Source organism: Mycobacterium sp. (assembly GCF_049683355.1).
GTDB lineage: Bacteria > Actinomycetota > Actinomycetes > Mycobacteriales > Mycobacteriaceae > Mycobacterium.
This window is the reverse complement of sequence record NZ_JBAUJB010000281.1, coordinates 1-7,909: the sequence shown is the minus strand read 5'-3', so window position 1 is coordinate 7,909 and position 7,909 is coordinate 1. Positions and strand designations below refer to the sequence as shown.

The window sequence follows — 7,909 nt, the reverse complement described above, 5'->3', positions numbered from 1 at the left end:
GGCCCTGGAATCAGGACGGTGAACAGCTGCCGCTGGTGAATCATGCCAGCGTCAGCATCGAAGTGAAGTTCCGCGACTTCGCAGCGCTGTCCGCCTGGGTCGATAAACACGTCACCAACACCGAAGGATTCCATCTCACGAACATCCGATGGGCATTGACGGTGAAACGACGCGACGAGTTGATCCGGCAGGTCCGTGAGGCGGCCGTTCATGACGCAGTCGAGCGCGCTCAGTTGTACGCCGATGCTCTCGGCCTGGGCAACATCAGGCCTGTCGCAATCGCTGACGCTGGAATGCTGGTCGCCAATCTGTACCCCGACGGGGACTACGGGCAGGTCCGCACCGTGGCGCGGTCCGGACTCGGACAGTCCGGATATGGATCCGGTGTCGAACTCGTGCCGCAGGACATTCAGGTCACTGCTTCAGTGGATGCCCGGTTCGGCGTCGAGGAATCCGAACCGAGTTCGTCGAGCTCTCCGGCCGATACCGAGAGAGCGCGAGAACTTGGAGAGCTCAAAGTGGGTGAGTTCCGCGACGACGACGCCGGCTACCTGGAATGGCTCGCCGCCCACCCCGATGGCTACGTCATCAACCTCTTGCGCAGCTACAGCACGACCCAAGCGCGTCTGCATCGTGCCGACTGCCGGACGATCAGCGGTGAGCACTCCAACGGGAGCGCGTTGACCAAGAAGTACGTGAAGGTGTGTGCTGATCAGCTCGCCGACCTCGACCAATGGGCAGTCAACCAGGTGGGGGAGCCGATAGTACGCTGCGGTATCTGCCGCCAGAACAGCGTTGCCGCACAACTTGATTCGACCGCGCAGGTAGCGGAGGCAGTGTCGGCCGCGGTGCCCGCGGGGCGTAGCCAGATAGTTAGACCTGCGGACAGTGCGATAGTCCGGGCTTGGGCCGATGATTACATCCGCTTCGAGAACCTGCCTGCGTGGCAGAAGGACCTGCGGGACGAGATCCGCAGCCGCTGCCGAGAGCTCGAACCCTCAGCTGACCAGGTTCTGCACGCTACGTTCTTCGGCGCCAAGCATCCCAAGGCTGACATCGAGAACCTGTTGCTCTACAACATTGGCACGTTCAACGAGGCCGGCGGAAACGGGATCCGCTTTGAGCACGGCTCCGGCGTGCCCTTGGGTCCCGACGACGCCGAGTATCGGTTCGGCTATCGCTACGCGCTCGCCGACCGATCGGGCGCCTTCGACTCCTGGCGACAGGGGCGAAGACTGGTCTCGTTCGGCTGGACCGACCTGGGTGCGTTCGCCGGTGAAAAGAAGCTGTCGCAAGTGTGGCTGGCGTTGTCCCGTGGCCAGTTAGAGGTGGATAAGCCCGCTTCGCCGGACTCGCCGTTCGCCGTCAGAGTCGAGGTCCGACCGCCGCGCGGGGTTCAACCGGTGTGGGGTGGTTTGGTGAAAGGGATCTTTGATGGAGTGATCTCTGCGTTGCACGGCCATTCCGACAGGACAGTCCTGCCGGAGGTCGCGGCACTGCTCGCAACGGTGCTTCCGGCAGATTCCGTTGAGATCGAAGAGCACCTGCTCGATCAACGCCGGGCGGTGCTCGGCGCTGTCTGCAGGCTCGTCGCCCCCTATCGTGACGGCGTCAAGTGGAACCCCTCCGACCACCTCTGTGTTGCCGGTGAGTTGCTCGGGGCTGAACCGGTAGATGACCGGTGGGCGATCAAGGGCGACGTGTTCGAGGTGTCTCGCTAGCAGCCGGTCCGCAAAGGACCACTGAGACGGGGTCGCCCGTCGCCTATCCTGCATCGGGCACAGGCCGACGGGTTCACGTCCGGCACATCAAACGGTATGGACTGCGCAGCGGAGGGGAGCAAGCGAGTGATCGAATGTTGCAAGTGCACCTCTGGCGAATGCAGCCACGGGGCGCAGTGCCCAATGATGATTCGCTGGTATGACGATCCCTGGGATGGGACGTTCTGGCGGCGCTGCGAGTGCACCGCCTCGATCGACGCGGGGGTGTATCCCGTAACGGTCAGCCGCCTCGCGGATCGGTGGTAGCGGATTTCAATTGATTGGAGGACCATGGAGGGACGGTCGTTTTCAAGGCCCCAACAGATTGCTCATCTCGTAGCGATCAAGTCGCCTCGCCCGCAGGTGGACTCGCCGTCGAAAGACCTGTGCAGGATAGCAATTCGCCCAATCGGCTGCAGTTCGTCCAATTAGCCTGTCACCTCTATTTCGTCACAGTGACGTTAATGGGCCCAAGGGGAAGCCGTCGGAGCGCGCGCGGTGGCGGCGCTCAGTGCGGGGTTCTGCATGGGTTCGCTAGCGTCCGGCGCTGGCAGTGTGGCGGGAGAGCGGCCGTGCGGCGTGCTGTTAGGTCTTTATGAATTGGGCCGACAGCCGGGTAAAAGCACGCGCAACGGGGATCTGTTGTCCTGGAAAGGCGGGCATATATCGGTCGACAGCCGTTCGTGCAGCTTAAGGACCTGGTAACGGTGCGTGCTGGCGAGGTGCGAGTTCGTTACGTAGGCGTCATCAGCTGCCGCGCTTTGTTCTCGCGCGGCTATCTCAGGCAGCTGGCTAGGCAGGCCAAGTTGTGTGCACCCGTGCGTACGGAGAGCTGAGCGCGGCGGGCGATTCGCGGCTCGGCCGCGCGGTGGCCTCGGTTTCGGTCAGCGGCTCAGATTTCTAGGAGGTGAAGCCGGGAATCGGGTACTGCCCGTTGAGGGTGTGTTTGCCGACGTCGGCGATCTTGTAGGACACCGGATCGTGGAGGGTGTGCGTGCGTACGTTGCGCCAGAAGCGGTCGAAACCGTACTTGGGATGTGTTCCGCGCGCTCCGATCACCTCGAAGATTCCGCTGTTGACGTCGAGGGCGGCGTTCGTGGCCAACGCTTTGACCCCGGAGATCTTCACCATCAGTTCGCCGCGGTCCTCGGGGGTGAGCGCATCGCCCTTGTCCCACACCGTCTGCAGCAGATGGGCCGCTTCGCGGGCAGCGGCGTCGGCGCCCTGCAATGCGATGGTGAATTCACCATAGGCGCGCAGGACGTAGGGATCCTCGGTTGCCTGTTGAACCCCGGCCGGTGTCCATGGCCTGGCCTGAGTGCGGGTGTACTCCCGGGCGGCGTCGAGTGCGCCGTGCGCGATCCCTAAATAGACGTTGGCGAAGATCAATTGCACTATGGGCGCGAAGAGGCTGCCGCGCTCGGACTGGATGAAGGCGACAATGAAGGCGTTGGGCTCACCCAGCACTTCGTCAGGCTCGACCTTGACGCTGTGGAAATCGGTGGATCCGCTGTCGGTCTGCCGCATGCCGATGGCGGCCCAGTCGTCGTTGACCTGAACGCCGTGCCGGGATGTCGGGATGACGGCCGCGATGATCGCGCCCTGCTGCGGAGAATCGTCCTGGATGACGCCGAAGACCAGCAACAGGTCCGAACCCTTGGCGCCGCTGCAGAAGTGCTTGGTGCCGTTGAGCAGATAACCGCCGTCCTCGGTCGGGCTGGCGCTGACCTTCCAGTCCAGCACGTGGCTGTTGTTTTCGCTGGAGGCGTTCCCGGTCCACCAGTCGTTCTGCGCGATTTGCCGGTATAGCCGTTGTTCTTGTTCCTGCGAGCCGAACAGTTCGATCATCGGGGCGCTGCTGAGGTGGTAGCCGAGCAGGTGTCCCAAAGATCCATCGGCTGCGGCGATTTCTCGGACCACTTCGATGGCGGTGGGCCAGTCCGCGCCCCACCCGCCGTACTGGCGTGGGATCAGCAGCGACAGCAGGCCGCTCGCGCGCAGGTCTTCGCGCTCGACTGTTGCCGAACCCCCGGCGCGATCACGCTCGACGGCGGTGGCTCGCCACTTCTCGGCGAGCCCACGGGCGACTGCGACGGGATCGTTGTCGGCATCGCCGGGTCGAACGTGCTGCTTTTCAACGGACAGAGTCATGCTGATCTTCCTATCGGTGACGGTTGAGGCTGGTGTTCAGAAATTCCGGAGCCGCCCACTGATCGAGGGCGACGGGCTCCTGCAGCAACTGGTTGCTGAGCAGGAATTGCTGTGTGCGATCCAGCAGGGCGACCGCGTCGGGATCCAGGCGCGGAACCAAACGCTGCTGGAAGTCGGCGCCGAATCCGTGGCCGACTGCGTCGGGGGATACGCCCAGGTTCGCGGCGTGCAGGCGGGTCACCGCATCGCCGTGGTCGCGTGCCCACAACCCGGCGTCGACGACTGCGTCGACCAGTCGTTGAACGAGGTCAGGCCGGTCAACGACCAGTTCGCTGCTGACCGTCCACACGCTGGCATAGGCATTGCGCTCATCGAGGCCGAGATCCACCACCGGGCGGGCGCCGGTGCCTTCCAACTCCGCAGCCCAGGGCAACCAACTGAACAGGGCGTCAACCTCACCGCGGTCCAGCACCGCGGCCTGGCCTGCGGCCACATCGGGAAACAGGTCCGCACCCTTGAGGGTCGCGGCGTCTTCCAACTGCTCGGCGGGGACATCGACGCCAGGACTGTTGATCGGCACCAGCTCGACGTCGTCCACATCGAGCTCACCGTGCTCGAGGGTGTGCAACAACGCGCGCGCCTCCCACGAGCCCAGCGCTACCAGCGTCTGCCGCCAGGGATCCAGCTGGAGATAGTCCCCCAGTTCGCCACGCAGGATGCGAATCGCCGAAGCCGACACTCCTATTCGGCGTCCGGCAAGGTCGGCGGCCACTGTGATCGGGCTGCGATCGCCGACGAAGAAGCCCTGACGCCCCAGGATCGGGGTGATGCCGAGTAGACGCGTGCGTCCGGGTGCCCGCAACCCCTCGCTGAGCAGTGGCGGGATCTCACCGCCATAGCGGGTGTAGGCGGGCTGGTCGTAGGTGAAGTGGACCGTTCCCTGCTTGCCGCTGAGGATGTCGAGTTCGATGCCGGCGGCGTCGAGGAAACCTGATTCCCACGCCGTGAGCAGCGCGTTGGGTATCGGGCAGTTGCTGTAGGTCAGTGTGTCGAGGATGCCGGTATCAAGTTCTGAACCGGGGTTTCCGGGGCTGAGGCGGCCTGCCATGAAGGTTGTCCTAACGGTCGTGGTTCGCGCAGACCCAGGTGGTCGCGCAGGGTGTTGCCCTCGTATTCGGTGCGGAAGTAGCCGCGGTCCTGCAGAACCGGCACCACCTGGTCGACGAATTCGTCATACGCGCCAGGCAGAAAGGCCGGAGAAACAATGAAGCCATCCGCGGCGCCGGCGTCGAAGTGGCGGATCAACTCCTCGGCGATCTGCTCGGCCGTGCCGGCCCACTGCGGAACGAAGCCCACGTTGGTTCCATACCGCCGACCCAGCTCCGCCAAAGTGAGCTCCTCGGCGTGCATCGCGGCCGCGAACATGTGCAGTTGCGTCGGCACGTTGCGATCCTGCAGATCCCGCAGGATCGTCGTGATCGGCGTGTCCAACGGGTACTCCGCCAAGTTGATGCCGGTATGACTAGACAGCGTCGAAAGTCCGACCTCCGGATGCACCAGACTGTTCAGGTATTCCAGCCGGTCCTGCGCCACGGCCTCGGTCTCGCCCAACACCGGCATCACGGCGGTGAAGATCTTCGTCTGATCCGGATCACGCCCCGCAGCCTTCACCTGGGCTTTGATGTCGTGATATGTAGCCTGCATCAATCCCAGATCGGGTGCGACACTGAAAACGGCCTCGGCCCACCGCCCGGCGAAGCGCCGACCTCGCGGCGACAACCCGGCCTGCAGGATCACCGGCTCACCCTGAGGTGAACGAGGCACCTGCAGAGGCCCGCGCACATTCAGCCACTCCCCGTGGTGATCCACGTAGTGAACCTTCGTGGGATCGGCGAACACGCCTGCCGCCTTGTCCAGTACGAGCGCATCCTCATCCCAGCTGTTCCAGAGTTTCTTGACCGCATCCAAGAACTCATCGGCGCGGTCGTAACGGGCGTCGTGTTCCAGATGCTGATCAATACCGAAGTTGCGCGCTTCAGCGTCGTTGAGCGAGGTGACCACGTTCCACGAAACCCGGCCCCCCGACAATTGATCGAGCGTCGCGAACACCCGAGCAACGTGATACGGGGGATAGTAGGTCGCCGAAATGGTTGCCCCGAGACCGAGGTGTTCGGTGACCGCGGCCATGGTCGCTATCACGCTGGCCGGCTCCAAGGCGACTGCACCCTGCCCGCCGAGGCCGACACCGGTTCGCAGGTCGTCGCCGTAGCTGTCCTCGACGGCCAATCCGTCAGGCAGGAACAACAGATCGAACTTGCCGCGCTCCAGAGTGCGGGCGATGTGTTGGTAGTACTTCCCGGTCAAAAAACCATTCGACGCGTCCGTATGCCGCCACGCCCCATGTGCATGAGTCACATTGCCAGCCGAGAAGAAACCGGCCAGATGCAGTTGTCGCCGTTGAGCCATCGCGTATGTGTCCTCTAACCGTAAATAGCGGAGTGCTTCGTGTCGCCAAGAAGTGTCACCCCCACCCCCAGGGTGTGCCCACCTTTAAAGTTCACCCGATTTCAATCCGCCACCAGCAGTTCGGGCGGGACTGTCAGATTAACGGTGGATCCGACCTTGGCATTGTTAGTTGCCGGTCGGGGTGATCCGGCCTTCGAAGGTGATCGCGAACGCGTTGAGCGCTGGCTTCCACCTCATGGGACTGCCCCGGGTCCAGTTGACTCGCGGGTGTGTGAATTTCAGGCCGCGGTTGCGACTGGTGTGTGGAGCAGTTCGAACTCTATCGGGGTGAGTCGGCCGAGGGCGCGTTGCCGGCGGCGTCGGTGGTAGGTCCGCTCGATCCAGGTGACGATGGCCAGTCGCAGCTCGGCCCGAGTGGACCATCGTTTCCGGTCGAGCACGTTGCGTTGCAGAAGGGCGAAGAACGACTCCATGGCGGCGTTGTCACCGCACGCGCCGACTCGACCCATCGATCCGTGTAATCCGTTGTGTGACAGTGCGAGAACGAACTTTCGTGACCTGAATTGGCTGCCCCTGTCGGAGTGGACGATCGTCGCCACTGGCGAGCGCAGTGCAATCGCGTGATCGAGCGCGGCGACCGCGAGTGAGGACTTCATTCGCGAGTCGATCGAGTAGCCCACAATCCGGTTTGAGTAGACGTCTTTTACGGCGCAGAGATAGAGCTTGCCTTCGTCGGTCGGGTGCTCGGTGATGTCGGTCAACCAGACCTGATTGGCGCCGGCTGCGCTGAAGAGGCGGTCTACAAGATCGTCGTGGACGGGTGGCCCGGATCGGCGGTTCAGTCCTCGCTTTTTGGCGAAGATCGACCAGATCCGTTCCTGGGAGCACAGCCGGGCGACACGGTTTTCGCCGGCGGTGATCCCGCGACTGGGCAGCTCGTCGGCGATGAACCGGTAGCCGAAGGCGGGGTCATCGGCATGAATATCGCGAGCGGCGTTGATCAGGTGCGCATCGTCCCAATCACGCTGTGTCAAAGGAGCTTTGCGCCATTTGTAGAACGCCTGGGTAGAGAATCCCAGGACCCGGCAGGTCACCGTGACGGGAACTCCGTCAGCGGCAAGGTCGAGGACCAGCGGGTACATCATTTTGGGTTGGCGTCCCGGGAAAGGTAGCCCACCGCGCGGCGCATCACCTCGGCTTCCTGCTCGAGGAGTTTGATCCGTTTGTGTGCTTCGCGCAGCTGCGCTGCTGTGTCGTCGGGAGCGGCCGCCGGTGCGGGCCGGCCAAGACCGTCCTCGCGGTCGGCGATCTTGAGCCAGCGATGCAGGCAGGCCTCCGAGATCCCGAAGTCCTTCGCGATCTGGCGCAGCGGTGCTTCGCCCTTGCGGGCTACGGCGATGACATCGGCTCGGAACTCGGCGGGAAACGGCTTCGGCACGAGATTGATCCTTCCAGCAAGGACGAATCCTCACAGGTCAGGAGTCAACCAAACTGGGGGCAGTCCCAACTGAGCGGGTGTGTATGTCATCGTC

General features: G+C 63.5%; 5 protein-coding genes. 1 reads left to right on the top strand and 4 read right to left on the bottom strand.

The genetic code is table 11. The features are described from left to right. Positions 1-35 precede the first annotated feature (35 nt). Positions 36-1,721, top strand: a complete 1,686-nt coding sequence (locus tag WA944_RS16590; RefSeq protein ID WP_526647147.1) for an SIMPL domain-containing protein — start codon at positions 36-38, stop codon at positions 1,719-1,721. Positions 1,722-2,660: 939 nt separating this feature from the next. On the opposite strand, the gene WA944_RS16585 is transcribed toward WA944_RS16590, so the two are convergent. The 4 genes from WA944_RS16585 to WA944_RS16570 all read right to left on the bottom strand — a co-directional run bounded on the left by WA944_RS16585 (position 2,661) and on the right by WA944_RS16570 (position 7,815). After that, on the bottom strand, positions 2,661-3,911 hold the full coding sequence (locus tag WA944_RS16585) for an acyl-CoA dehydrogenase family protein (protein ID WP_005068444.1): 1,251 nt from the start codon (positions 3,909-3,911) through the stop codon (positions 2,661-2,663). A 10-nt stretch (positions 3,912-3,921) separates the two neighbouring features. Continuing rightward, a complete protein-coding gene (gene soxB, locus WA944_RS16580) occupies positions 3,922-5,019 on the bottom strand; it encodes a 2'-hydroxybiphenyl-2-sulfinate desulfinase (protein WP_050544330.1) in 1,098 nt (365 codons plus the stop codon). After that, positions 4,953-6,377 carry a dibenzothiophene-sulfone monooxygenase DszA gene (gene dszA / locus WA944_RS16575; protein ID WP_005137358.1) on the bottom strand — a complete coding sequence of 475 codons (1,425 nt, stop codon included), beginning with the start codon at positions 6,375-6,377 and terminating at the stop codon, positions 4,953-4,955. The genes soxB and dszA overlap by 67 nt, the downstream gene beginning before the upstream one ends. A gap of 278 nt (positions 6,378-6,655) precedes the next feature. Beyond that, positions 6,656-7,815 (bottom strand): IS3 family transposase gene (locus WA944_RS16570; protein WP_526647146.1). Its coding sequence is split into 2 segments (ribosomal slippage): positions 6,656-7,524 and positions 7,524-7,815, totalling 1,161 coding nucleotides; the frame shifts between segments, so codons are not numbered across the junction. Positions 7,816-7,909 lie beyond the last annotated feature (94 nt).